General features: G+C 61.2%; 22 protein-coding genes. 13 read left to right on the top strand and 9 right to left on the bottom strand.

The annotated features are described in order from the left end of the window. The first annotated feature begins 2 nt into the window (after positions 1-2). The 7 genes from AC0IXA_RS19025 to AC0IXA_RS18995 all read left to right on the top strand — a co-directional run bounded on the left by AC0IXA_RS19025 (position 3) and on the right by AC0IXA_RS18995 (position 7473). A complete protein-coding gene (locus tag AC0IXA_RS19025; RefSeq protein ID WP_024012445.1) occupies positions 3-1004 on the top strand; it encodes a polysaccharide deacetylase family protein in 1002 nt (333 codons plus the stop codon). Further along, the gene (locus AC0IXA_RS19020; RefSeq protein WP_471814325.1) at positions 1001-2308 is read left to right on the top strand and encodes an oligosaccharide flippase family protein; all 1308 of its coding nucleotides are present in this window, start codon (positions 1001-1003) and stop codon (positions 2306-2308) included. The genes AC0IXA_RS19025 and AC0IXA_RS19020 overlap by 4 nt, the downstream gene beginning before the upstream one ends. Continuing rightward, a complete protein-coding gene (locus AC0IXA_RS19015) occupies positions 2305-4224 on the top strand; it encodes a hypothetical protein (protein ID WP_471814324.1) in 1920 nt (639 codons plus the stop codon). Before AC0IXA_RS19020 ends, AC0IXA_RS19015 begins: the two co-directional genes overlap by 4 nt. A 61-nt stretch (positions 4225-4285) precedes the next feature. Beyond that, positions 4286-4975 carry a GNAT family N-acetyltransferase gene (locus tag AC0IXA_RS19010; RefSeq protein WP_024012442.1) on the top strand — a complete coding sequence of 230 codons (690 nt, stop codon included), beginning with the start codon at positions 4286-4288 and terminating at the stop codon, positions 4973-4975. Positions 4976-4979: 4 nt separating this feature from the next. Beyond that, complete coding sequence (locus AC0IXA_RS19005) at positions 4980-6170, top strand: GNAT family N-acetyltransferase (RefSeq protein WP_471814323.1); 1191 nt, start codon at positions 4980-4982, stop codon at positions 6168-6170. Next, a complete protein-coding gene (locus tag AC0IXA_RS19000; RefSeq protein WP_136493992.1) occupies positions 6167-6859 on the top strand; it encodes an N-acetyltransferase in 693 nt (230 codons plus the stop codon). Before AC0IXA_RS19005 ends, AC0IXA_RS19000 begins: the two co-directional genes overlap by 4 nt. 305 nt (positions 6860-7164) lie before the next feature. Next, a complete protein-coding gene (locus AC0IXA_RS18995) occupies positions 7165-7473 on the top strand; it encodes an addiction module antidote protein (RefSeq protein ID WP_071171759.1) in 309 nt (102 codons plus the stop codon). A gap of 126 nt (positions 7474-7599) precedes the next feature. Here the strand turns inward: AC0IXA_RS18995 and AC0IXA_RS18990 are convergent, their stop codons facing one another. Beyond that, entirely contained in the window at positions 7600-8397 is a 798-nt protein-coding gene (locus AC0IXA_RS18990) for a class I SAM-dependent methyltransferase (RefSeq protein ID WP_471814322.1), read from the bottom strand. A gap of 308 nt (positions 8398-8705) precedes the next feature. On the opposite strand from AC0IXA_RS18990, the gene relB reads away from it, so the two are divergent. Together relB and AC0IXA_RS18980 are read left to right on the top strand one after the other, a co-directional pair. After that, entirely contained in the window at positions 8706-8897 is a 192-nt protein-coding gene (gene relB, locus AC0IXA_RS18985) for a type II toxin-antitoxin system RelB family antitoxin (protein WP_038862015.1), read from the top strand. Next, entirely contained in the window at positions 8887-9156 is a 270-nt protein-coding gene (locus AC0IXA_RS18980; protein ID WP_081489880.1) for a type II toxin-antitoxin system RelE/ParE family toxin, read from the top strand. Before relB ends, AC0IXA_RS18980 begins: the two co-directional genes overlap by 11 nt. Positions 9157-9228: 72 nt before the next feature. Here the strand turns inward: AC0IXA_RS18980 and AC0IXA_RS18975 are convergent, their stop codons facing one another. After that, positions 9229-10128, bottom strand: coding sequence for a LysR family transcriptional regulator (locus AC0IXA_RS18975; RefSeq protein WP_024012435.1), 900 nt, complete (start codon positions 10126-10128; stop codon positions 9229-9231). Positions 10129-10343: 215 nt separating this feature from the next. On the opposite strand from AC0IXA_RS18975, the gene AC0IXA_RS18970 reads away from it, so the two are divergent. Further along, entirely contained in the window at positions 10344-11366 is a 1023-nt protein-coding gene (locus AC0IXA_RS18970) for an alpha/beta hydrolase (protein WP_471814321.1), read from the top strand. 108 nt (positions 11367-11474) lie between these two features. Beyond that, positions 11475-12902, top strand: coding sequence for a mechanosensitive ion channel family protein (locus tag AC0IXA_RS18965; RefSeq protein WP_024012433.1), 1428 nt, complete (start codon positions 11475-11477; stop codon positions 12900-12902). A gap of 192 nt (positions 12903-13094) precedes the next feature. On the opposite strand, the gene ycaC is transcribed toward AC0IXA_RS18965, so the two are convergent. The 6 genes from ycaC to AC0IXA_RS18935 all read right to left on the bottom strand — a co-directional run bounded on the left by ycaC (position 13095) and on the right by AC0IXA_RS18935 (position 19261). Next, positions 13095-13718, bottom strand: coding sequence for an isochorismate family cysteine hydrolase YcaC (gene ycaC / locus AC0IXA_RS18960; RefSeq protein WP_016774080.1), 624 nt, complete (start codon positions 13716-13718; stop codon positions 13095-13097). Positions 13719-13786: 68 nt separating this feature from the next. Continuing rightward, entirely contained in the window at positions 13787-15625 is a 1839-nt protein-coding gene (locus tag AC0IXA_RS18955) for an amidohydrolase (protein WP_471814320.1), read from the bottom strand. Between the two features lie 40 nt (positions 15626-15665). Beyond that, positions 15666-16292, bottom strand: a complete 627-nt coding sequence (locus tag AC0IXA_RS18950; RefSeq protein ID WP_471814319.1) for an antibiotic biosynthesis monooxygenase — start codon at positions 16290-16292, stop codon at positions 15666-15668. Then, positions 16285-16698, bottom strand: coding sequence for a DoxX family protein (locus tag AC0IXA_RS18945; RefSeq protein WP_341637905.1), 414 nt, complete (start codon positions 16696-16698; stop codon positions 16285-16287). The genes AC0IXA_RS18950 and AC0IXA_RS18945 overlap by 8 nt, the downstream gene beginning before the upstream one ends. Before the next feature lie 640 nt (positions 16699-17338). Beyond that, positions 17339-18262, bottom strand: a complete 924-nt coding sequence (locus AC0IXA_RS18940) for a LysR family transcriptional regulator (RefSeq protein ID WP_122506416.1) — start codon at positions 18260-18262, stop codon at positions 17339-17341. A gap of 54 nt (positions 18263-18316) precedes the next feature. Further along, positions 18317-19261: an MBL fold metallo-hydrolase gene (locus tag AC0IXA_RS18935; protein ID WP_471814346.1), complete on the bottom strand. Its 945-nt coding sequence runs from the start codon at positions 19259-19261 to the stop codon at positions 18317-18319. 275 nt (positions 19262-19536) lie between these two features. Between AC0IXA_RS18935 and AC0IXA_RS18930 the strand changes: the two genes are divergently transcribed. Together AC0IXA_RS18930 and AC0IXA_RS18925 are read left to right on the top strand one after the other, a co-directional pair. After that, complete coding sequence (locus AC0IXA_RS18930) at positions 19537-19968, top strand: helix-turn-helix domain-containing protein (protein ID WP_471814318.1); 432 nt, start codon at positions 19537-19539, stop codon at positions 19966-19968. A 134-nt stretch (positions 19969-20102) separates the two neighbouring features. Continuing rightward, positions 20103-23027 (top strand): ATP-binding protein, encoded by a 2925-nt coding sequence (locus AC0IXA_RS18925; RefSeq protein WP_471814317.1) that lies wholly within the window; start codon positions 20103-20105, stop codon positions 23025-23027. Here AC0IXA_RS18925 and AC0IXA_RS18920 read toward each other — a convergent pair. Continuing rightward, positions 22992-24464 carry an ATP-binding protein gene (locus AC0IXA_RS18920; RefSeq protein ID WP_471814316.1) on the bottom strand — a complete coding sequence of 491 codons (1473 nt, stop codon included), beginning with the start codon at positions 24462-24464 and terminating at the stop codon, positions 22992-22994. The two genes, AC0IXA_RS18925 and AC0IXA_RS18920, sit on opposite strands and share 36 nt — an antisense overlap. Positions 24465-24473: the final 9 nt, after the last annotated feature.

The following is a 24473-nucleotide window of genomic DNA, read 5'->3' as shown; positions in this document are numbered from 1 at the left end:
CCATGGCTATCAAACAACTGATAAAACGCACCAGCGGCTGGCTCTATCTCAACTCGTCCGTGGGGCGCAGCCAGTTGCACGGGGCCGGGGTCATCCTGATGCTCCACCGAGTGCTGGCCAACGACCGTGCCGCCAACCTGCCGCACCGCAATGAACTGTGTGTCGGCCCGCAGGCGTTCGAACACTTGCTGATATGGCTGCGCAAGCATTTCGATTGCGTGCCGCTGATGGAGCTGTTGCAGCCCAACGCCCTGCGCACCGAGCGCCCGCGCGTGGCGCTGACCTTCGATGACGGCTGGCGTGACAACGCGGTCAATGCCTATCCGCTGCTGCAAAAATATCAGGTGCCGGCGAGCATTTTTCTTTCCACCGATTTCATTGGCAGTCGGCAACGGTTCTGGTGGGAAAGCGTCGGTGAAACGCTGTGGGGCAGCCATGGCGAAAAGGCCCGTATGCACCTGATCGAGCACCTGCGCATCACCGGTCATCCGCTGCCGGTGCTGCTCGACGATATCGATGTCGACCGGCGCAGCCTGGCACTGCTGCATTACCTGCAAGGGCTGAAGAGCCTCGATCCGCAGGAACTCGAACGTCTGACCAATGAGTGTCCGCCGGATTCTCTGCCACAAGCGCTGGACTGGCATCAGGTGCGCGCCATGGAAGCGTCCGGTCTGGTGCGCTTCGGCCCCCACGGCGCCAGTCATGCGATCCTCACTGGCCTGGATGACATGCGTCTGCACGAAGAAATCAGCCGCAGCCGCGACGCCCTGCACAACGGCTGCAATCGGCCACTGCCGGTGTATTGCTACCCCAACGGCGACAACGATGAGCGCGTGCGCGAGCAGGTCGCCAATCACGATTATCCGTTTGCCCTTGGCACGTCCACCGGACTCTATCGCGGCGCCGGCGACCCGCTGAACCTGCCGCGCTTCGGCGTCAGCCAACGTACCGCGCGCAATCCGGAGCTGCTGTCGCTACGGATCTTTCGCGGGGCACGGCCATGAGTCGCGGCAGCTACATCAAGCACCTCGCCCTGAGCATGGGCACCAAACTGGCGATGATCGCCCTGCGCCTGCTGCGCAATGTGTTGCTGGCGCGGATTCTCGGGCCGAGCGAACGCGGTCTGTTCGCCCTGCTCAGCACCCTGCCGGATCTGATCAGTGCGGCGACCAGCGGCGGCCTGAATTCAGCGGTCGGTTATCAAGCGGCGAACCAGCGGCCGATGGGTCTGTTGCTCGCTCAAGTGCTGGTGTTCGGTTGTCTGCTGGCCGGGCTGCTAACGTTGCTGGTGGTGGCGCTGGCGCGAGAATTCGGCAGCGAACTCGACGTCACGATGCAGCTCGGTCTGCTGGCGTGGCTGTTGCTGCTGGCGGTACCGCTGACCGTGCTCAAAAGCGGCCTGCTGACCTTGCACAACGCGTCGGGTGGCGTGGTCGCCTTCAATGTCCTGCGTCTGATCGAATCGCTGGCACCATTACTGCTTTTTGTTGCGCTGTTCTGGATGTGGAAAGAGGCGGCACTCGAAGCGGCGCTCATCAGTTGGCTGGCCGGTATCAGCCTGGTGGTGCTGGTGGGCTGGATGTGGCTCAAACGCGCACAGCCGCTGCAACTGCAATGGGATCGTGCGAGCCAGAACGAGTTGCTGAAATTCAGTGCGCGCAGCCATCCGGACCTGCTGTTCCAACAGGTGATCCTGCGCTCCGATTACCTGTTCATCGGCGCCCTGCTCGGCAGCAGCGCGCTCGGCCACTACGCCATGGCCAGCGCCGCTGCTGAACTGTTGCTTATCGTTCCGGAAGCAGTCACCACACCGCTGATGAAGCGTCTGCTGCAACAGGACAAGGGCATGGACAAGGTCACGCCGCTGGCGCTGCGTCTGACCGCGACGGTAATGCTCTGCGCCTGCATCACCATGGCGCTGATCGGCGAATGGCTGATCATCACCCTGTTTGGCGTCGCCTACCAACCGGCCTATCCGGCGCTGCTGGCTTTGCTGCCGGGGCTGTTGGGCCTGTGCTACGCAAGCATTCTGCGCCTGGACTTGATCGGCAAGAACCGCCCTGCCACCGTCTCGCTGATGATGGGGGTGGGTGCGTTGCTTAATCTGGGCCTGAACCTGCTGCTGATCCCCAGCTACGGCATCGTCGGCGCAGCGGCGGCGTCCTCGATCGCCTATCTGGCAGTGACCCTGGCGATGCTGGTGCTTTATTGCAGGCTGAGCGGCGTGCCGTTCTGGCACACGCTGTTCATTCTGCCCGGTGACCTCAGCCCGATGTGGCTGATGCTGCACCGCAGGAAAGCCGCATGAAGCGCCTGGCCCTGCTGCTCGGACTCGGCATGACGCTGAACGCCTTCGCTGCGCCCATGCAGTGGGGCGACATTCGCGACGGCAGCCTGTATCTGCAAGCCGACCGCCCGGATACAGTCACCGTGCGCTGGGTTCCGGCGTGGCAGGCCGAGGCCAATGAAGAGCATATCTATCTGCTTGACGGCCATGGCCGCTTGCAAGGTGATCGCTTCATCAAGGCCAGTGAGGTTCGCGGTTCGCAAAGCTGGCCGCTGGTGCCGGGAGCTGCCGGTTATCGCCTGGAGATTCCCGGCTACAGCTTCCGTAGTTACCGCGTCGAGCATGACGCAACCACCGTGGCGCTGTTCAGTCCGGCCAAGGTGCATTTCAGCGTCGAAACCCGCAATGGTACTGAGCTGTTTTTCCAGGTCGCACCGGGAGAGCATGCGGTGCTGAACGGCAAATACCATGGCGGCGTCAACGCGCTGCAAGCACAGCGTGTGGACGATGGACAACAGCTGTCGCTGGCCCTCAAGCCCCACCGCGCCTATTGGCAATTCGATCAAGTGGCCTTGCCGGTCAGTGACCGGCCTCAGGTCTGGCGCTTGCGCCTGCAGGGCAGCGGCAAAGCGGCGTTCTGGCTCGACGGCACGGCCAACCTGTTTGCGCAGAATCCGCAGCAGCTGCAGCCAGTGCATGAAGAATCGGGTGAGGTCCGCCTGACCCTGCACGCCATGGTGCTCGGGCGCACTCCGGATCTGGGCATCGCGCTGCCCAATCTGATGCCGCCCGCGAGCAGCCATGCCGCATTGGATGCGTTGAAACCGAGTGCGGCGAGCTACTACAGCTACGTTGACATAACGTCGAAAAGTGCCCGCTTCGAAGACCCGGTTCGTCAGCTTTATCAGACGCGCTTCGGCATCCGCCAGGACATCACCCTGCTCGCCGGCACCGGGCGTCAGGCCAATCTGCGCGCCGATGTACAAAGCAGCAACGGCCTTGAGACATGGCTCGCCGGTACTCGTGCCTTGGGTGGTCAAGGCACGCATTACATCGGCTTCGCCGACGAGCCGAACCTCAACTATTCGAGCTACGACGAATACCGCTCGATTTTTGTCAGCATGGCCCGCCAGGTGCGCAGCAATCCGGCCAACGCCAGGGCCGGCGTGCGCATCGCCATGCCGGCCAGTTCGCGCCTGGTCAACGGCCCGTTCGCCAATAACGCCGCAGACAAACGCGGGATTGATTGGGCACGGCGTCTGCTCAGTGAAGCGCCCGATCAGATTGACGCGTTGGCCTGGCACGAATGGATGATCCGCGACCTGCTCGCCACTCGCGTCTACCGCGACAGCGTGCGCCGCGCCGCGCAACTGGTCGGCCTCGACGCAAAGGGTCAGCCGCGCAAAGCATTGCTGCTCGATCAGACCAATCTGTCCAGTGGCTCAAGCCTGAGCCCGTACGACCAGGAAACTCATTACGCCGCCCTGTGGTGGGCATCGGTGGTCATCAATGCTTCTCAGGACGGCTTGCTGAGCATGCTCAACTGGTTTCAGGCGGCCGACGAACCGCCCTACGCCAAGGGCATGGTGCGCGTATTGGGCGGCGATCGCTTCGAGCTGAAACCGGTGGGCCTGGCCCAGCAATTCATCGCCCGGCATTGGCTGCCGCACGTGCTGCAACTGGATAACGACGCCTTCGAAGTGGACGTACTGGCGATGGCCGGCGACGAGCAGCGCACGTTACTCGGGGTGAACAAAGGCACACGCCTGCAACGCGTTGCTCTGAGCGGTGCCAAGTGCCCGCTCAACCAAGGCGCCCTGCATTTCTTCGGCGCTGACAATCGCGCCCGCGACGCACCGTTCGCCTGCGAAAACGGGCGCGTGCGTTTCGAATTACCCGGGCAAACCCTGTTTGCCCTGAACTGGAACGCTTCATGAACCGCCCTTCTGCCCTGCGAGCGTGATGCTGCGCGCGGCACCTTCATCAGGAGAAGAGACCATGGATATCTTTAAAAAACTCAGCGGACATATCCGTCGCAAAGGTCTGCGAGCGACCTTGGCGAAGATCCGCAGAATGTACATTTTTTCCCATCGGCAACTGCTGTGGATGGAACGGGATCTGGTCAGCCCCGTGCCGCCGCACAACCTCAAACCCTACCCGCCGCTGCGCGTAATGAAGATCACCGCAGACAACGCCAGCGCCTTCACCCGTTACTTCGGCGACCGTGTCGGCGTCATGGCCGAGCTGGCCAGTGAGGGTCATACCGGGCATATGCATGTCGACGAGCAAGGCGATGCCGTTGCGTTCATCTGGGGTACGCCGCGCGACTATATCGACCGGCATTACTACGGCTGCCGGTTCCCGGTAAAACCTGGCGAGTTTTTCGAGTTCGGTGGCGAATTGAATCGCGCCTACTGGGGCACCGAATTGTCGGTTGATCTGCAACTACGCCTGTGGAAAGCCATGGCCACCAAAGGCTGCCGCAAAGTGGTCGATGTCTGTGAGTCGACAAACATCCCGGCGCTCAAGCTGCACCTGCGCATGGGCTATACCGAACAACAGCGGATCATGAATATCTACACGCTGTTCGGTCGCTGGCGCTTTTATCGCGAAACCCGCTACAGCGGCTCGCGCCTGGAGGCACTGCGGAAAAATTCTCGTCCACCTGTCCCAGCAACGGCGGCCTGAACCTATGGTGATGCGATTTGAATGGCGCACCTCGCTGTGCGCTGCCGACTTCCCGGCAACCGCGTATGAAACGCTGCGCCTTCACGTAGCCGATCACACGCCGTTCAACCACCTCGGCTGGTTGTGCGCAGCAGAGCAGGCGTTGGAAAAGAATCAGTGCCTGCACGTTCTGCTCGGCTGGGAAGCAGAGGCTTTGCGCCTGTGCCTGCCCCTGGTGTCCAGCCGCGAACGCTTCGCGGGCGTGCCATTTCGCGTCTTGCGCCACTTGGGTTATCCGCTGGCCGATCGGGTGGCCCTGCTGTCGTTGCTCGGCGCAGAGGGTATGCGCGATGCGCTGATGCTGATCCGTCAGCGCCTGCCCCATGCGCTGCTGCAACTCAACGAACTGTCGGAACCTGCCGGGGAAGAAAGTGCCCTCACCGATTGGATGGCGCGTAGCTCCACCGCTGAACGGCGCCTGAGTTGCCGGGTGCCGGTGCATCTGATCAGCGACGCCGACCAGCAGGAAGTTTCCGGCGACCCGCGCTACAAACTGCGTCGTGCGCGCAAACGGATTGCCGCGTGCGGCGCCCAGGTGCGGCGAATCACCCCCGATGCGCTGTCGATGCCTGCGGTTTTACAGGCGTTGCAAGAAGTCGAGTCGGTCAGTTGGAAAGGTGACGAGGGCGTCGGCATTTTCGCAACTGACCACAGCCGTCAATGGATACAGAGCGCCTTCACCGCCCTTGCCGCTCAAGGGCTGGTGCGAGTGGTGACACTGGAGCTGGACGGCCGCTGCATAAGTTATCGGCTGGGCCTGCTCGAGCAGGGCCGCCTCTACGACTACAACCTGGCGTTCCTGCCGCAACATGCCGATCTGGGCAGCGGTCGAGTGCTGCTGGAGGAATGGATTCGCTGGGGCCTGGACGAGCAATGGCACTGGATCGATGCCTCGCGGGTCAGCCTGGATAACTCCAGTCATCAACTGCACGAGCGCATGACCGGACAACTGGAACACTGGCGCTGGAGCTTCTACTCATGGCGCCCCAGTGGCTTGCTGCTGGGCCTGGGCCTGCGTCTTTGGTACTGCGTCAAACCGGCCCTGCAAAAATGGCGCGCACAGCGTGCCGGCAAACCGAAAGCGGCAAATACCTGCGCAACTCAACCGGCAACATCATCCACCACACCAGGGCTAGCGCCTCGGAGAGCATCATGAACGTCATCGACAAACTGCTTCTGCGCATCAAACAAAAAGGCCTGCGCCGCACCCTTGGCGCTTTCGGCAAACGTTATGTCTTCGCTCACCGTGAATTGCTGTGGATGGAGCGCGATCTGGTCACGCCGATCGCGCCGAACAAACTGCGCCCCTGTGAAGGTTTACATAGAGTCGACATCACCGAGGATAACGCCAAGGCTTTCGGCAAGTACTTTGGTGACCGTGTGCAGACCATGGCCGAATTGGCCGCTGAAGGGCACACGGGGCACATGTACCTGGACCAGGAAGGCCACACCGTCGGGTTCGTCTGGGCCAGTACCCGCGACTATTACGATCGGCACTTCTACCGCTACACGTTCACGATCGAGCCCGGTGAGTACTTCCAGTTCGGTGCCGAAATTGCCCGGCCCTATTTCGGCAGCACCTTGACCGTCGACGCACAGACCGCACTTTGGCAAGTCATGGACGCCGGGGGGTATAAAAAGGTGGTGGATATCTGTGACAACGCCAATATCCAGGCCCTGAAGATGCATGTGCGCTTGGGCTATAAGGAACAAGGGCGGATCACGCATGTTTACGACCTGTTCGGCCACTGGCGCTTCTTCCGCGAAACGCGCTACAGCGAGTCGAGGCTGGAGGCGCTGCGCAAGCCGGAAAGACCAGTAGCAAGTACGCCCGCGCAGGCTTGATTCAGGCTGAATATTTGCGGCGGTTTTGATAACGCCATCGCGAGCAGGCTCGCTCCCACACTGGAATGCGTTTCCCTGTGGGAGCGAGCCTGCTTGCGATGAGGCCAGTAGCTGCACCCGCAGCTCTCACAAGCGATTGGCTGGTTGCCTACAAACTGTGACGACACTTCCAACATTCGGGAAAGACTTGGCCGACTGTTTATCTGTATCCACTTGGATAGAGTCAAGCACGACATCGGGCGCGACAAATCCTCACAAAGCGCAGACATCCGACGCGCACAAAAAATGGCAAAGGAGGTTTAACCATGAGCCAGACTTTGACGAATTTCGACATGGTCGCCCTGCTCGACAGTGATGAAGCCATCAGTGAGTACCTGTCACAGGTGCTTGCAGACGGAGACAGCGAAGAATTCCTTCGCGCAATCGGCTACGTGTTAAAGGCGCGAGGAATGACGCAGATCGCCAAGGATTCAGGCATGGGTCGTGAAAGTTTGTACAAAGCTTTTGCTCCCGGAGCGAAGCCGCGCTTTGACACAGTGTTGAAGGTGATTCATGCGTTGGGCATTGATCTTTATGCGCAGCCGGGGCACGTACTCAATCGCGCCGTTACCTGAATTTTGTAGCTGTCGCAAGGCCGCCATCGCGAGCAGGCTCGCTCCTACACTGGATAGTCGCCGTACGCGAAACCAATGTGGGAGCGAGCCTGCTCGCGAAGAGGCCAGCCGTCGCAAAAAAGGTTCTCAGGCCTTGCTCACCACCAGGCTAAAGCACATCGGCAACTGCGCCTGCTGGTTCAGGTAGCAGTCATACACCTCTTCCCGGTTCGAATGCGCATATTCCTGAAAATCCACAATGCTCAGCCCCGCTCCAATGGCGCCGCTGAAGATCGCGCCCAGCGTATGCACGAACCAGTACGACTTTGCCGCCGGCTGCTCGACCTTGCCGACATACACAATCGGTTCTTCCTGCACAAACGGCTCGACACGGAAATACGAGCTGGCGAGGCGGTAGGGATCTTCAGCCTGCGGATCAACCATTTCCAGAAACGGATGGGTTTCGTAGATCACCAGTTTGCCGCCCGGCTTCAGCACCTGCGCGACATGATGGAAGAATTCGCCGATGTCAGGCATCCAGTTGAGTACCCCGATGGTGATCAAGGCTACGTCGAAGCGGTTATGCAGCGATGCGGGCAGATGGTGGATGTCGCTCTCGACGAATTCGGCATTGTGCGGCGAGCGGCTGTTCAGCTCGCGGGCCTGCTCAAGAAACGCTGCGGATTGATCGACGCCGACGACACTGCGCGCACCCAGCGCAAACAGCGACAGGCTCTCCCGACCGTTATTGCAGCCCAGTTGAATCACGTCTTTGCCGTCGACGTCCAGCAAGCCCCGCAAGGTGTCATCAAGGCAGCAAAACTCTGCCTGCGCGACATCGTTGAGCAATGCCTGCCAGTCCGGCGAATCCTGATGATGGCGAGCGGAATCGTTCCACGCTTGGCGATTGCTTTCGATGGCGGTTTTGGGGTTGGGCACTTCCATGGCGCTACTCCGGGTGAGGCTCGTGATTGAGCTGCGTGAGTCTAGAACAGACCCGGGGTGGCGGTTGTTCCAATGTTGTAATCACACTGCGCAGTCCTCTTCAGCGAGTCCTACAGAAAAAGGAAGGAACTCGGGATACCCCAACCGTTTTCCTACATCTTCCGTCGGTTGGCCGTCGGAAGCGCTCAGTCTAGGATTTGTCGAACTACAAGTACTCATGGAGCTCGACCCAGATGCAGTTCATCCAGACAACGACGACAGCAATCCCTGCACCGAATAGACTGCCAGGCATTGATCCCGGAGGCACAATGGACGGCAAAATCTTTCCCGACGATTCAGGGTTTGAAAACGACGAGCAGGCTGCCAGTCATGATCGCTGGTTGCGAGCCAAGGTGCAGGCGTCCAGAGATGATCCCCATCCGAGTCTCCCCCATGAGGACGTGATGGCGGACATGCATGCCTTGATCGAATCCATGCGAAAAAAGGCCGATGCAGATTGAGTGGCGGCCCGAAGCCAAGGCCGATCTTTCGAACATCCTCAGATACATTGGCGAGAGAAACTTTGCAGCCGCAGTGAGTCTCTCGAAATCCATCGAAGAATCCACAACCTCACTCTCTGTTCATCCCCATCTCTACCGTAAAGGTCGATCTCCCGGCACCCGGGAAATCGTTGTACATCCTAACTACGTAGTGATTTATGAGGTGACGGATCGAGTCGAGATACTTAGCGTTTTGCATACCCGACAGGAATATCCATAAAGACATCGCAGGAAATAACGGTGTGACGTTTGCCCAATCGATAACACGCCGTTTGCCCAGCAGGAACCACTATCAAAGATTCACATGACTCTGGTTAAGCCGCTCACGCAAAAACTCCACCAGCGCCTGCACCGGCCGCGAAGCCTGGCGATGCTGCGGATAAACCGCCGACAGGGTCAGTGGCTCCGGGCGTAAATCATCCAGCACTGGCACCAGCCGCCCGTCCTTCAACGCCGCGCCGACGATGAAGGTTGGCAGATAAGTAATTCCCATCCCCTGCACCGCGGCGTCCCGCAGCAGTTCGCCGTTGTTGACGCGCATGCGCCCGGTGACGTTGATCAGCAGCGGTTTGCCCGGTGCTTCGTTGAAGCGCCATTGCACCGAGCGACCGTGGCCGTAAGGCAGGCAATCGTGGCTGTGCAGGTCTTCGGGTTTGAGTGGTGTGCCGCGTTCGGCGAGGTAGGCCGGGCTGGCGCAGTAGACCCGTTCGATACTGGCGATGCGCCGGGCGATCAGTGTCGAGTCTTCCAGCACGCCGATGCGCAGGGCCAGGTCGTAACCTTCGCCGAGCAGGTCGACCGGGCGATCGCTTAAATCGACCTCGACGGTGACTTCGCGATAACGCTGCAGGAACAACGGCAGCAGACAACCCAGATGCGCCACCGCGAACGACAGCGGCGCGCTGAGGCGAATCGTGCCGCGCGGCTCGGCGGTTTCGCCGGCGATGCCCTGCTCGACCTGCTCGACTTCTCCGAGCAAACGCAACGCCGATTCGTAATAGCTCTGCCCCAGGGGGGTGACGTCGAGGCGGCGGGTCGAGCGGTTCAACAAGCGCACACCGAGGCGCTCTTCCAGTTGCATCAAACGGCGGCTGACGAACTGCTTGGACAGCCCCAACTGATCGGCCGCAGCGGTGAAGCTGCCGGAGTCCATGACCTGGCAAAAAATACGCATGTCTTCGAACGGGTTCATTGTCACTCTCTGGTGGACAGTTAAACGCTTTATAGCCGCTTTTTCGCTTTTCAGCAGCCCATTAATCTGTGCTCACGGTTTGAAAACAACCCTGAACACAAAGAGCTGCCGAAGGCAGCCATCTGATCGTTGGGACGCGGAGCGTCCCCGGCTGCATTCCCACGCAGAGCGTGGGAACGATCAGAAAATCAAAACCATTCAAAAGGATTTCCACCATGAACATCGTCAAGAAAACCCTCGCCGCGTCGCTCCTCGCCCTGTCCGTCAGCAGCGCTTTCGCCGCTGGCAGCCCTGGCGTCGAACACAACACCCAAGCGTTCCTCGATGCCCTCGCCGCTGGCGGTGGTCGTCCGCTGGAGCAACTGAGCCCGAAAGACGCCCGTGCGGTGCTGACCGGTGCGCAGGCTTCGGTGAAGGTTGATCTGTCCGGTGTGGAAGTCAGCGACAAGGCGATCAAGGTTGATGGCCAGACCCTCAACCTGAAAGTGGTGCGCCCGGCCAAGGTCAAAGGCGAGTTGCCGGTGTTCATGTTCTTCCACGGTGGCGGCTGGGTGCTCGGTGACTTCCCGACGCATCAGCGCCTGATTCGTGATCTGGTGGTCGGCTCTGGCGCTGTTGCGGTGTATGTCGACTACACCCCGTCGCCGGAAGCGCAGTACCCGACCGCGATCAATCAGGCTTACGCCGCGACGAAATGGGTGGCCGAGCACGGCAAGAACATCGGTGTCGATGGCAAGCGTCTGGCGGTGGCCGGCAACAGCGTCGGCGGCAACATGGCGGCGGTCGTGGCGTTGATGGCCAAGGAGCAGAAAACCCCGGCGCTGCGCTTCCAGCTGTTGATGTGGCCGGTAACCAATGCGCAATTCGACGACGGTTCGTACCAGCAATTTGCCGAGGGCCATTTCCTCACCAAGGGCATGATGCAATGGTTCTGGGACAACTACACCACCAACCCGGCCGAGCGTGCGCAGATCCATGCCTCGCCGCTCAACGCCAGCAGCGAACAGCTCAAGGGCCTGCCCGCTGCGCTGGTGCAGACCGCCGAGTTCGACGTGCTGCGTGACGAAGGCGAAGGCTATGCGCGGCATCTGGATGCGGCCGGCGTGGCGGTGACCTCGGTGCGCTACAACGGGATGATTCATGACTTTGGTCTGCTCAATCCGCTGAGCCAGATTCCGGAAGTCAAAGCAGCGGTGCGCCAGGCGGCGGCTGAACTGAAGACTCATCTGAATCCATAAAAGCAAAAGATCGCAGCCTGCGGCAGCGCCTACCCTGGAATACGATTCCCTGTAGGAGCCGCCGCAGGCTGCGATCTTTTTTCTCACCAGCGTCGCGGAGTACCGGTCATGACTCTTTTCTACGCCCACCTGCTGTCCTGGAGCGCTGTGCTGTTGCTGCTCGACGCCGCGCTCTGGCATTTCTCGCCTTTCTCGCATCGTGCACCGCGAGTCGGCGTACGTCTGGCGTTGTTTCTGGCATTCAGCGCGCTGGTGATCAACGCCGGTGTCAGCCCGTTGCAGGCCCCACTTTTCGCCGATGATCGCGTGGCGCAGCTGGGTGCGACGGCGCTGGGGATTCTCTGGTGGTTGTACGCAGCACGGGTGCTGACCGAAGTGATCGGCCTGGCGTTGATGCGCCGCATCGGCCACAGCGGTCGCTTGCTGCAGGACGTCATCGGCGCGCTGGTGTTTCTGGTCGCCATTGTCGCGGCGGCCGGCTACGTGCTGGAGCTGCCGGTCAAAGGTCTGCTGGCCACTTCCGGGGTGGTCGCCATCGTGGTCGGTCTGGCGCTGCAAAGCACCCTCGCCGACGTGTTTTCCGGCATCGTCCTCAACACCACCAAGCCGTATCAGGTGGACGATCTTGTGATGATCGACGGCGTCGAAGGCAAGGTCTTCGATATCGACTGGCGCGCCACGCACCTGCTGACCAGCGCCGGCACCATGGCCGTAGTACCGAACTCGGTGGCGGCCAAGGCAAAGATCGTCAACCTCAGCCGACCGAACAACATGCACGGCGTCTCGATCAGTATCAAAGTGCCAAACCACATTCGCCCGCGGCGGGTACTCGATGCCCTTGATCGCACTTTGCAGGGCAGCAGTTCGCTGCTGCTGAGCCCGGCGCCGAAAGCCGTGCTCAAAGAGGCCGGCGAAACCATGTCGGAATACGTTGCCAGCGGTTTCATCGCTGAGCTGGGCAAGAAGAGCGAAGTGCGCAATCAACTGTTCGACCTCGCCCACCGCCATCTCGAAGCGGCGGGTATTTCCCGGCATCCCGACGGCGTGATCGAACCGTCGAGCCGTGCTCGCGCATTGCTGGATGAGGTGAAGATTTTCCGCTCGCTGAGCAGTGAGGAACGTGATCGCCTGGCTGAGTCGATGGTCGCGCAGCAGTACACGGCGGGTCAGGTGGTGCTGGATCTGGACGAGGTGCCGGACAGTCTGTTCGTGATCGCCACGGGCGTGGTCAGCGCGACGGTGCCTGACGGCAATGGCCAGACCGAGGCCGGGCGCATGGGGCCGAGCGAAGTCATGGGTGAGCAGAGCATTCTTGCCGATACACCATCGCAGGCGACGTTCACAGCACTGACGTCGAGCATCATTTATCGTCTCGACAAACAGTTGACCCGTGAGTGCATGGACAAGCGCAGCGAAGTCGGCCGGGCCTTGAACAAGTTGCAGGCGGTGCGTCAGCAGAACAGTCGCCTCGCGTTGATGGCCAAACCGGTGGCGGTGAAGAAGGGAGGATTTTTGGGGTGGTTGCAGAAGCGCTGAAGATCAAGAGCCCCCCTGACCCCAGCCCTCTCCCCCAAGGGGGGCGAGGGGAAAGGGAGCCGATCTCCATGCGTTTCAAGAGCGGAGCTCGGCTCGGTATTGCAGGTCGATGCAACTCTAGCAAACAACGCGGTCAGTCCCCTCTCCCTCCGGGAGAGGGCTAGGGTGAGGGGCTTTTGACTTTCGACCAGATTACTTGGCAGTGAACTTGGTATAGCTGTTGATCAGGTTGCGATAGTTAGGCAGACGCTCGGACAGCAGATGCGCCAGACCTTCCATGTCGTTGCGCCAGTCGCCCTGCAGCTCGCAGGCCACAGCGAACCAGTTCATCAGGTGTGCACCGGCGGCCGACATCCGCGCCCACGCCGCTTGTTGCACGGTGGTGTTGAAGGTACCCGACGAGTCGGTGACGACGAACACTTCGAAGCCTTCAGCGATCGCCGACAGGGTCGGGAAAGCTACGCAAACGTCGGTCACTACACCGGCGATGATCAGTTGCTTGCGGCCGGTGGCCTTGATCGCTTTGACGAAGTCTTCGTTGTCCCAGGCGTTGATCTGGCCTGGACGCTGAATGAACGGCGCGTCAGGGAATTGCTCGAGCAGCTCAGGCACGATCGGGCCGTTGGGACCTGCGTCGAAGCTGGTGGTCAGAATGGTCGGCAGCTTGAAGAACTTGGCGATGTCGCCCAGTGCCAGCACGTTGTTCTTGAACTCGTTCGGCGAGAAATCCTGCACCAGCGAGATCAGACCGGTCTGGTGATCGACCAGCAGGACGACGGCATCATCTTTGTTCAGACGCTTGTAAGGAACGCTCATGGCAAAACTCCTGGATGGATGGTTGTTGCGGGAAGCGCCGGCCCTGATGCCCGGCGCTTTTTTCAAACTCAGAACGCGAAGCAGGAACAGCCGAACGCGCCCCAGAAACCGGCGAAATCGCTGACCGGTGCATTCGACATCCGCGCTTTTTCATGGCTATGGGTGTGCACGGCGCATGGCCCGCTGCACTGGTGAACCTGCGCTTGCAACGGCGAGTTCGGGCGCCAGTGGCCCGGGACTTTGACTACCGGCGACCAGTCCGGCAGCACCGGAATCGAACGCGGGCCGAGGTCTTCGAAATCGCCGGCGGCGTAGACGATCTTGCCGCCGACCACCGTCATCACCGACTCGATCCACTTGATCGCTTCTTCTTCAACGCTGAAGAAGTCCGCGCTCAGTGCAGCGAGGTCTGCCAGTTGGCCGACACGGATCTGGCCTTTCTTGCCCTGCTCCGAGGAGAACCAGGCGCTGCCCTGGGTGAACAGTTCCAGCGCGGTGCTGCGTGGCAAGCCTTCTTCGTAGAGGGCCAGACCGCCAACGGTGCGGCCGCTGACCATCCAGTACAGCGAGGTCCACGGGTTGTAGCTGGACACTCGCGTGGCGTCGGTACCAGCGCCGACCGGTACGCCTTCGGCGAGCATGCGCTTGATCGGTGGCGTGGCTTCGGCGGCTTGTTTGCCGTAGCGATCGACGAAGTATTCACCCTGGAATGCCATGCGATCCTGAATCGCGATACCGCCGCCCAGCGCTTTCACACGCTCAATGTTTTGCGGGGTGATGGTTTCGGCGTGGTCGAAGAACCACGGCAGACCGTTGAACGGAATGTCGCGGTTGACCTTCTCGAACACGTCGAGCATGCGGCTGATCGATTCGTTGTACGTGGCGTGCAGACGGAACGGCCAGCGCTGCTCAACGAGGTGGCGCACCACCGGTTCCAGTTCCTGTTCCATGGTCTGCGGCAGGTCCGGGCGCGGTTCGAGGAAGTCTTCGAAGTCGGCGGCGGAGAACACCAGCATTTCGCCGGCGCCGTTGTGGCGCAGGTAGTCGTCACCCTGATGCAACTTGACGCTGCCGGTCCAGTTCTGGAAATCGGTCAGCTCTTCTTTCGGCTTCTGGGTGAACAGGTTGTAGGCGATGCGAACGGTCAACTGATCGTCTTTGGCCAGTTGTTCGATTACTTGGTAATCGTCCGGATAGTTCTGGAAACCACCGCCGGCGTCGATCGCACTGGTCAGGCCGAGGCGATTGAGTTCACGCATGAACTGGCGGGTCGAGTTGACCTGGTATTCCAGTGGCAGCTTCGGCCCCTTGGCCAGTGTGGAGTAGAGAATCATCGCGTTCGGCCGCGCGACCAGCATGCCGGTCGGGTTGCCGTTGCTGTCGCGCACGATCTCGCCGCCCGGCGGGTTCGGCGTGTCGCGGGTGTAACCGGCCACACGCAGGGCGGCGCGGTTGAGCAGCGCACGGTCGTAGAGGTGCAGGATGAACACCGGAGTATCCGGCGCGGCCTGGTTGATTTCTTCCAGGGTCGGCATGCGTTTTTCGGCGAACTGGAATTCGTTCCAGCCACCGACCACGCGCACCCATTGCGGGGTTGGCGTGCGGTCGGCCTGGTCCTTGAGCATGCGCAGCGCGTCGGCGAGCGATGGCACACCTTCCCAGCGCAGTTCGAGGTTGTAGTTCAAACCGCCACGAATCAGGTGCAGGTGCGAGTCGTTGAGGCCAGGGATGACGCAGCGGCCCTTCATGTCGACCACTTGTGTGGCGCTGCCCTTGAGGGCCATGGCCTCGGCATCGTTACCGACGGCAACGAAGCGGCCGTCCTTGATCGCCACCGCACTGGCCAGTGGTTTTTCCCGGTCTACGGTATGAAACTGGCCATTGAATAAAATCAGATCGGCGCTCATCGCAGTTCCTCAAGCGAAAGTGAAAAGAAGCAAACCCCGCTCAACGCGGCGAGGTTTCTTGGGAATCGAGGTGTTCATGGGCCTGACTGGCTTCCAGCCACGGGGTGAACAAACGGGTAACCGGCGGCATCACCACGTAGACCACCGAGAGGACAATGGTCAGGGTGATCAGGAACGTGGCGACCACGTAGTTGGACAGAAACGGATGCAGCGCCAGCAGCGGCGCCCAGATCAGCGGCACCAGCAGGGTGTGCGGCAGAATCACCAGCAGCGTGACGACAGCCTGCTTCCAGCGCGGCGGCGGCGAAGCGGCATCGCCCAGGGGCGAGAACCAGAATTCGTTGACCGGGGCGACTTCGGTCTGATCACCGTCAGCCAGCATCGGCGCCGCTTCAGCCACCAGCGCCTGACGCTCGGAGGATTCCAGCCAGCCTTGCATGGCTTCGGTGGAGCTGAAGCGCAGCACGCAAGTGTAAAAATCCAGACGCCCGCGCTTGCCGCGCACCACGTCCACACCCAGATGCCCCTCGCGCTGCCCGGCAACCCGCACGATATTGCGCAGCCATGCTTCATACGCCGACTCGAAACCGGCCTTGACCGAGTGCTTGATGATCAACGTGACGGTCTCATCGGCCCCCGGTGCTTGTGAATTGAGGACTTCAGGCATAACGCAGCACTCCGGGCAAACGAACAGGAATCGCCAGCCGTCCGGGCCCGGCGATCAATACAGTGGTGAAAAGAATCAACAGCAACCAGCCGAACTGCCCTTCGGTCACACTCCATTGCGGGTGCACGACCAGCAACGCCACCAGCAGCACAAAGAGAATAGGCAGGCAGGCCAATCGCGCCAGCACACCGGCGACGATCAGCAATGGGCAGAGGACTTCGGCGAAGATCGCCAGGATCAGCGTGAGGCGGGCGCCGAGGTGGAACGGGTCTTCGATCAGCTGCAGTTGCGCGGTGAAGTCCAGCAACTTGGGCAAGCCGTGCACCCACAACAGAAACAACCCGCCGCTGACCCGCAGGTACAGCAACCCGATGTCGCGCGCCTGTTCATCCCTCGTAGCAATCATGACCCGACCCTTTGAATGTCATTGACGGGAATCATGCCAAGGCCGGGGCGGAAGAAATTGGATGGGTGTGCTTAGTTGCTTTTCAGGTCTTTGATGTTCTGCCGCCAGCCACAAAACAATGTGGGAGTGAGCCTGCTTGCGAAGGCGTCAGGTCAGTCATATATACGTTGATTGACACACCGCTTTCGCGAGCAGGCTCGCTCCCACAGGGATTGGCGGCGTGCATTCGATTTGCAGACCGCCACAAAAACAATGTGGGAGTGAGCCTGCTCGCGATTGCGTCAGGTCAGTCACATCCACACTAACTGACACACCGCTTTCGCGAGCAGGCTCGCTCCCACAGGGATTAGCGGCATGCGCTCAATTTGCAGACAGCCACAAAAACAAAGTGGGAGTGAGCCTGCTCGCGAAGGCGTCAGGTCAGTCACATATACGTTGCCTGGCACACCGCTTTCGCGAGCAAGCTCGCTCCCACACGGGGATTGGCAGCGTGCATTCAATTTGTAGACCGCCACAAAAACAACGTGGGAGCGAGCCTGCTCGCGAAGGCGTCAAGTCAGTCACATCCACACTAACTGACACACCGCTTTCGCGAGCAGGCTCGCTCCCACAGGAGAACTGCTTGTGTAATCGAGATCGGTTAAAGCGCCGGAATATCCAGCGGCGCCGCCATGAACTGGCTGATCCGCGAGCGCAGCCATTTCTCTGCCGGGTCGTTGTCGTGCACCCCGCTCCAGGCCATCGACAATTGCGCGGCATCGATCGGGAATGGCGGGTCTTCGGCACGCAGGGCGCAGCCTTCGACCAAGGCACAGGCGGCGTAATCCGGCACCGTGGCGATCATCTCGGTACCGGCGAGCAAGGCGCGCAAGCCGCTGAACTGCGGCACACCGAGGACGACTCGGCGGCAGCGGCCGATCTTGGCCAGATCCAGATCGATATTGCCGCTCAGGTCACCGGAGAAAGACACCATCGCATGCGGACGCGCGCAATATTCGTCCAGCGTCAGCGGCCCCGGACGGTCGTCGCCGCGCAGCACTTTGCAGGGAATATCACGCAGCTTCTTGCGCTTGGCATTGGCCGGCAGATCCGTGGTGTAGCTGACGCCCACGGAGATTTCGCCAGAGGCCAACAGCGCCGGCATCAACAGGTAGTTGGCGCGGCGTACCACCACGACAATCCCCGGCGCCTCCTGCTGAAGCTGGCGCAATAGCGGCGGAAACAGACCGAACTCGGCGTCGTCCGACAGTCCGATGCGAAACACATCGCAACTGCTCGCCGGTTCGAATTCCTTGGCGCGGCTGACTGCGCCGGAAATCACGTCCATCGCCGGTTGCAGCTCCTTGAGGATCGCCAGCGCCCGCGCCGTCGGTTCCATACCGCGACCGTTGCGCAGCAGCAACGGATCGTCGAACAGATCACGCAAGCGCCCCAGCGCAGCACTGACCGCCGGTTGGCCCATGAACAGTTTTTCGGCAACGCGGGTCAGGTTCTTTTCGAACATCAACGCTTCGAAAATCACCAGCAGGTTCATGTCGACGCGGCGCAGATCGTTACGGTTCATGGGCGTGGTTTCCTTATCGGTGTCAGACGCGTTTTGCCACTGGCGCTGGGCACTTTACTCGATCAACGGCACTTTCGCCGCGCGTTTGTAAGGGCCGTACTCCACCGGCACCCACTGGAAATGTTTGCCCTCGGCGGCGATGTGGCCGATGCCCGGGAACGGCAGATGCGCTGCCGTCACCCAGGTCTTGCTCGCTGCCGCAGCACTGAACACTGCCTGCCGACTGGCGATCGCTTGCTGACTGTTGACGTCGAAACCGATCGAGACTTCCGGGTGCAAGAACTGCACCGCGAGGTTGTGCACCAGATCGCCCATGAACACGATGCTCTGCTGCTGCGAGGTGAAGCGGTACGTGGTGCTGCCCGGCGTATGCCCGGCTTCGAGGGTTGCTTCGACCAGTCCCGGCAATGGCGACTGCCCGGCGGCGAACGTCTTGAAGCGGCCAGCGGCAACATAGGGCGTCGTAGAGTCCTGGGCTATCTTGAAAAACTCTTTGGCGCCGGCCGGAGCCTTGGCCAGTGCTGCCGGATCAAGCCAGTAATCGGCCTCGGCCTTGGCCGCATAGACGGTGGCATTGGTGAACAGCGGTTTCTTCTCTGCATCGACCAGACCACAGACGTGATCGAGATGCAGGTGCGTCAGCAGAATCGTGTCGACCTGTTCAGGCTTGTAACCGGCGGCCTGCATGTTGGCCGAGAGTTGGCCTGCGGTGGCGCCGATGCACTGTCCTGCGCCCGTGTCGACCAAAATCAGTTGTTTGCCAGTGTTGACCAGAAAGGCATTGAACGCCGTCTGCACGCCCGCGGTTTCAATCGAACGGCGTGCGAGCAGCGCGCGAATCTGACTCTGGCTCATGCCCTGCAACAACTTCGGCGACAAATCGTTGTAACCGTCGAACAACGCGGTGACTTCGTAATCGCCCACCGCCAAGCGGAAATAACCCGGCGCCTGAGTGCCCACCTGCGGTGCCTGCGCCATCGCGCCGGACATTACCAGCATGACCGCCAGGGTCGTTGCTGCTTTCACCAAGCCTTTCATTGCATTCCCCTTTGAACCTGGCCAACGGCGGCCGTGCTTTGTCGACATCGTCGCGCAAAGCGCCGGGCGCTGACTTGCAAGGATGTGCTGAGTTCCAGCCTGAGCGAGGAAATTAACAACGATTAACTCGTCAGCCTCACGCCCTCGCCCAACAATGAAGCCCTCTGCGCAGCGTTGCTTTTTTGACCTGAGGGAATGCGCCGACCGTGTATTCCCCACCGACACGGACCTTGGCCATGGCTTATCTACAGCAAACCGTCGCCCTCGCCCCTGCCTGCGAACCGCGGAAGAACACGACTGGCGGACTCAGTCCGCAGCGCGAACGCCAGATCAAACAGTTGATCCTGGATCGCTTGGGCGAAAGTCTCGAAGTGGCTGAACTGGCCCGGGCATGTGCACTGTCGCGCAGTCACTTCTCCCGTGCATTCAAATGCAGCACCGGCCTGTCGCCACAGGACTGGATCCGCGCCCAGCGCCTGGCCCGGGCCAAGTTGCTGATCCAGCACACCGACCTCAGCCTGACGCAGATCAGCCTGGAATGCGGCTTCTGCGATCAGGCGCACTTCTGCCACATGTTCACCCGCAGCGAGGGCATCAATCCCTTCGCCTGGCGCTGTCGAGTCATGGGCAGACCGAAAAACACCGCAGCGCAGCCTGCGATGTTTTGACTGCTGCCGTTACGCCACCCGTTGCACTGATGCTCAAACCTGAGGATTATGCCCGGACACCCCGGATCAGACGGCCTGCGCATGCGCCAGGCACTGATTCGCCCTGTCCACCGCATCACCGCAGGAGCGCGCTGTTGAGCTTTTCCCCGAATCAGGCCATTGCGTTTGGCCCCTATCGGATTCATCCCGGGCAACGATTGCTACTTGAAGGCCAACAGCCTTTGCGCCTGGGACGGCGGGCGATGGACATCCTCCTGATTTTGCTGGCCCATGCCGGTGAAGTGGTGAGCAAACAGCAATTGATGGCCGGGGTCTGGCCAGACAGCGTCGTCGAAGACATCAACCTGCGCGTGCACATGGCGGCGCTGCGCAAAGCGCTTGGCGACGGGCAGAACGGCCAGCGCTACATCGTCACCGTGGCGCAGCGCGGCTACAGCTTTGTCGCACCGTTCGTGCTCGACAGCATCGAAGCAACGCCTGCGGTCGCCGCGCCCCGGCACAACCTGCCGCTGCGTCGTACGCGGATGATTGGTCGCCAATCCCTGATCGATCACTTGATTACGCAACTGCCGCGCCGACGCTGCATCACTCTGGTCGGTCCCGGCGGCATCGGCAAGACCACCGTCGCCCTGCGCGTCGCCGAACAATTGCTCGACCAGTATCGCGACGGCATCCGCCTGGTGGACTTGGCGCCCATCGCCGATCCCGCGCTGATCGGCTCGCATCTGGCGACGCTGCTTGATCTGTCCGCGCCAGAAGGCGATGCGCAGGCTGGTCTGGTCGACGGCCTGCGAGAACGGCAAATGTTGTTGGTGATCGACAACTGCGAGCACTTGATCGATGCGGTCGCGTCGCTCAGCGAGCAGATTCTGCGCGGCGCGCCCAAAGTGCATATTCTCGCCACCAGCCGCGAGAGCCTGCGCGCGGAGGGCGAATTCGTGCAGCGTCTGGAATCGCTCGAATGCCCGTCCATGTCGACGCCGATGGAGCCGGCCGAGGCGCTGGGCTTTGCTGCGCTGCAACTGTTTGTCGAGCGCGCGACCGCGGCGCGGGAAAGCTTTCAACTGAGTCGCGCCGAGCTACCGCAGGCGATCGAAATCTGCCAGCGCCTGGACGGCATTCCGCTGGCGCTGGAACTGGCCGCCGCACAGGTCAGCGAATTGGGCATGGACGGATTGCTCAAGCAATTGCGCGAGGGTTTGCCGCCATTGTCGGCCGGACACCACAGCAGCGCCGAGCGCCACCTGACCCTGCGCGCAACGATGGACTGGAGCTTCAACCTGCTCAACGCCTGCGAACAAACCTGTCTGCGGCGACTGGGGATTTTCCGCGGCAGCTTCACGCTCGCCTCGGCGGCAGCGGTGGTCATCGGCCAACAGATCGACCCCGGCGCGGTGTTCACCGCTGTCACGCAACTGGTGGCCAAATCCCTGCTGAGCGTCGAAGTGGGTGACGAAGATGTTTTCTACCGGTTGCTCGACACCACGCGCCACTACGCACTGGAAAAACTCGAACAGGCCAACGAGCTCAGCGCAACCCGCCAACGCCACGCCGAGCGCTGCCTGACACTGATGCAGCAGGCGCAGGCGGATTGGGACAATACTCCGACTGTATTGTGGATGGAGCGCTATGCTAGGGGGCTGGAGGATTTGCGCGCGGCGCTGGACTGGAGCCTCGACGGGCCGGGACCAGATGAGCTGGGCGTGCAGCTGGCAGCCGCGTCGGCACCGTTGTGGCAGGAGCTGTCGTTGCTGCGCGATTACAGCCGCTACGTGCGCCGGGCACTGAGTCTGCTGGACGCTTCGCCAGCAGGCTCGCTCCCGCCGCCCTGCCCTAGCCTGCAAATCGCCTTGAAACTGGCGCTCGGCAGCGCCAGCTATCACACCTGGGGCGGCACGCCACAAACCATCCAGGCCTTCGTCGACGCCTGCCAATTGGCCGAAAAACATGGCGATCTGGCCGGGCAATTGCGTGCAATATCGGGGCATATGGCGGTCAATCTAAGTTGCGGGCATTACCGCATGGCGCTGGCCCAAAGTGAGCAATTTGATCGCATCGGCGTGCACGGCGAGCCATTGCTGTCTCTGAGCACGCATCGCTTGCGCGTGCTGGCCCTGCATTATGCCGGCGACCAACCGCAGGCCCGCGTACATGCCGAGCAGGTGCTGCAACGCATGGCCCACAGCGGCCATCTCAATCGTTTCACCCATGGTTTTGGCGTGCAGTACGACCAGAGCGTCGCTTCGCTGACGGTACTGGCCCGGGTGCTGTGGTTGCAGGGTCTGCCCGAGCAAGCCTGGCGCGCGGCAAGGCAGGCGCTGGACATCGCCGTGCAGATCAATCACGGCACATCGATCTGCTACACCCTGGCGCTGGCCAGTTGTCTGATCGCTCATTACAACGGTGACCGCGACAACGCCCGCGCCTTGTTGCAATTGTTGTTGGAACAATCACAGAAGCATTCGGTGCTGCTGTTCAATAACTGGGGGCGGCAGTATGCGCAGGTGATCGATCCGGATAATGCCGCGCCGGTATCGACGCAGAGCAGCGGTTTGATCCGGGAAGTGATGGTTACGCTGGATGAGCGCTTTGTCGATGATGCACTGGTGGAGCGGGCGCGCACCGGGGATGCGGGTTGGAGTGCAGCGGAAATACTGCGGGCGCGGGCGGTGGCATTAGTGAAGGGTTCAGAGTGGCCCCTTCGCGAGCAGGCTCGCTCCCACAAGGGGTCGGTGTCGGGCGCAAATTCCGAGTTGTGCGCTGTTTCCTGTGGGAGCGAGCCTGCTCGCGAATCGGCCCGCTCAGACACCGCTGAAACCCGAGAAGCCGAACAAACCCTGCAACAAGCTCTGGCCATCGCCAGAAGCCAGGGCGCCCTCGCTTGGGAACTGCGCAGCGCCATGGACCTTGCTCAATTATGGCAACGCCAGTCCCGCTATCGCGAAGCTTTGGATTTGCTCAGCCCCCTCTACCGGCGCTTCACCGAAGGCTACGCCACCCCGGACTTGCGCAAGGTCCGCCTGCTACTCGACAGCCTGCGCGAGCAGTGTCCGGCCTGACGCATTGCGCGTGCGGCTGAGATAGCGCGCATGACGCTGTTGCAGTTCGAGCCTGTCGTCGCTGCGCTCAAAGCGATCACGGGCATAGCGGCGTACGGTGTTGAGCATCCAATAGCGCGCCGTTGTTCGGTTGGGTTCTTGAATGAGCAACGACTTGCGCGCCAACCCTTCGATAATTTCGGTCAGCCTGGATCCCGCCAGATCCACGCTGCTGATCACGCTCAGTGCCGCCTCCAGGGTAAAGCCCGTGCTGAACACCGACAGCCGCAGCAGCACCCGCTGTTCCATTTCCGTCAGGTACTGGAAGCTCCAATCGATCGCAGCGGCCATTGACTGATGGCGCGGCTCCGCGGTGCGCCGTCCTTGGCCAAGCAACTGCAGACCGTTTTCAACCTGGGCCTGTAAGCCGATCAAGCCCAGCGCATCGATCTGCGCAGCGGCGAGCTCGATCGCCAGCGGCAGACCGTCCAGTTGACGGCAGATCTCGCGCACGCCTGACAAATCCTGTTGACGCAAACTGAAGCCCTGTTGCCGCGCTCGCGCGCGATTGACGAATAGCTGCACCGCCGGATAGCCCATGGCTTCCTCGACGGAGTTCAATGTAGAGCGCTTGGGAATCGCCAGCAGCGGCACGTAATGAACGGCTTCCTGTGGAATGTGCAAGGCTTCGCGGCCGGTGACCAGAATCGACAGACGAGGCGCAGCGTGCAATAGGGTTTCGATCAGAGCCGCGCAGCTGTCGCGCTGGTGGTCGCAGTTGTCCAGTACCAGCAAGGCGTGGCGGCCGGTCAGTGTGAAAAAGTCTGTGTTCAGGGTGTGCAACAGGTGGTCGAGCAAGAGCTTGTCATCTTCGAGCCTGGCAAGGTCGACCCACCAGGCGCCATCGCGAAAGTATTGCAGCAGCAATTCCGCCACGCGCAGTGCCACAGTGGTTTTGCCAACACCCGGCGCACCGGTAATCGTCATCAAGCGACATACAGGCATTTGTCGAACCAGACTACCGATCAGGGCGTCGCGCCCACTGACTGGCGTCAGTCGTGCCGGAAGATTGTGCAATGGCATGAGCGCGGCAGCGGGCATGGTCAGCGCATCACTGGTGCCCTGCTCCACCGGGGCGACAAAGCTGTAGCCGCACTGCGCCACGTGAATGATGAAACGCTGACCGTTGGTGCCGTCACCCAGTGCGCGGCGCAACGCTGCGATGTGCACCCGCAGGTTGATCTCTTCGACGATCGATGTCGGCCACACACGAGCAATCAACTGCTCTTTGCTGACTACCTCGCCCGCGTGTTCGAGCAGCACCTGCAGAATGTCCATGGCGCGCCCGCCCATGCGTAGCGGCTGCTCCCCTGCAAGGACCAGACGTTGGCGCACATGAAAGGCGTAGGGGCCAAAACGCAGCACCGAACCTTGGCTTGTGTCGTTGTGATTATTCATGCCAAACAT

Source organism: Pseudomonas sp. AC083, from assembly GCF_979253165.1.
The sequence above is the reverse complement of the archived record's forward strand: the minus strand, read 5'-3'. Positions and strand labels throughout refer to the sequence as shown.

Coding starts and splice junctions, on each gene's coding strand:
- AC0IXA_RS19025 (WP_024012445.1), top strand. CDS start 3: ATGGCTATCAAACAACTGATAAAACGCACCAGCGGCTGGCTCTATCTC.
- AC0IXA_RS19020 (WP_471814325.1), top strand. CDS start 1,001: ATGAGTCGCGGCAGCTACATCAAGCACCTCGCCCTGAGCATGGGCACC.
- AC0IXA_RS19015 (WP_471814324.1), top strand. CDS start 2,305: ATGAAGCGCCTGGCCCTGCTGCTCGGACTCGGCATGACGCTGAACGCC.
- AC0IXA_RS19010 (WP_024012442.1), top strand. CDS start 4,286: ATGGATATCTTTAAAAAACTCAGCGGACATATCCGTCGCAAAGGTCTG.
- AC0IXA_RS19005 (WP_471814323.1), top strand. CDS start 4,980: ATGGTGATGCGATTTGAATGGCGCACCTCGCTGTGCGCTGCCGACTTC.
- AC0IXA_RS19000 (WP_136493992.1), top strand. CDS start 6,167: ATGAACGTCATCGACAAACTGCTTCTGCGCATCAAACAAAAAGGCCTG.
- AC0IXA_RS18995 (WP_071171759.1), top strand. CDS start 7,165: ATGAGCCAGACTTTGACGAATTTCGACATGGTCGCCCTGCTCGACAGT.
- AC0IXA_RS18990 (WP_471814322.1), bottom strand. CDS start 8,397: ATGGAAGTGCCCAACCCCAAAACCGCCATCGAAAGCAATCGCCAAGCG.
- relB (WP_038862015.1), top strand. CDS start 8,706: ATGGACGGCAAAATCTTTCCCGACGATTCAGGGTTTGAAAACGACGAG.
- AC0IXA_RS18980 (WP_081489880.1), top strand. CDS start 8,887: ATGCAGATTGAGTGGCGGCCCGAAGCCAAGGCCGATCTTTCGAACATC.
- AC0IXA_RS18975 (WP_024012435.1), bottom strand. CDS start 10,128: ATGAACCCGTTCGAAGACATGCGTATTTTTTGCCAGGTCATGGACTCC.
- AC0IXA_RS18970 (WP_471814321.1), top strand. CDS start 10,344: ATGAACATCGTCAAGAAAACCCTCGCCGCGTCGCTCCTCGCCCTGTCC.
- AC0IXA_RS18965 (WP_024012433.1), top strand. CDS start 11,475: ATGACTCTTTTCTACGCCCACCTGCTGTCCTGGAGCGCTGTGCTGTTG.
- ycaC (WP_016774080.1), bottom strand. CDS start 13,718: ATGAGCGTTCCTTACAAGCGTCTGAACAAAGATGATGCCGTCGTCCTG.
- AC0IXA_RS18955 (WP_471814320.1), bottom strand. CDS start 15,625: ATGAGCGCCGATCTGATTTTATTCAATGGCCAGTTTCATACCGTAGAC.
- AC0IXA_RS18950 (WP_471814319.1), bottom strand. CDS start 16,292: ATGCCTGAAGTCCTCAATTCACAAGCACCGGGGGCCGATGAGACCGTC.
- AC0IXA_RS18945 (WP_341637905.1), bottom strand. CDS start 16,698: ATGATTGCTACGAGGGATGAACAGGCGCGCGACATCGGGTTGCTGTAC.
- AC0IXA_RS18940 (WP_122506416.1), bottom strand. CDS start 18,262: ATGAACCGTAACGATCTGCGCCGCGTCGACATGAACCTGCTGGTGATT.
- AC0IXA_RS18935 (WP_471814346.1), bottom strand. CDS start 19,261: ATGCTGGTAATGTCCGGCGCGATGGCGCAGGCACCGCAGGTGGGCACT.
- AC0IXA_RS18930 (WP_471814318.1), top strand. CDS start 19,537: ATGGCTTATCTACAGCAAACCGTCGCCCTCGCCCCTGCCTGCGAACCG.
- AC0IXA_RS18920 (WP_471814316.1), bottom strand. CDS start 24,464: ATGAATAATCACAACGACACAAGCCAAGGTTCGGTGCTGCGTTTTGGC.